Source organism: Gilvimarinus sp. 1_MG-2023 (assembly GCF_030548285.1).
On record NZ_JAUOSC010001828.1, the window covers coordinates 1 to 232 of the forward strand.

Annotated in this window: 1 protein-coding gene; it reads left to right on the top strand. The window is 36.2% G+C overall.

Annotated elements, in window-relative coordinates; genetic code table 11:
* A partial coding sequence (locus Q4563_RS23020; protein WP_442903878.1) for a hypothetical protein occupies positions 1–232 on the top strand: 232 nt, incomplete at both ends.

Genomic DNA, 232 nt, shown 5'->3' on the forward strand with positions numbered 1-232 from the left:
GTAGTAAAGCTAAAAGAGAATATGATTGAAAGAGAGGGATCTTTGCATGAAATTGTAATTCTAGACAAACAAGGTAAACGCTTGCTTTGGAAAGAAAGAGCTAAAAGTGCTGCAAATCTACAAGTAAATCACGGAGGAGATGGAGTATATGGAGAAGGTCCTTGGGTCTTTAAAAGAAAAGATTTGTATTATTATGTTTATTCAAACGGGTGGGCAAAAGATGCTACCATGG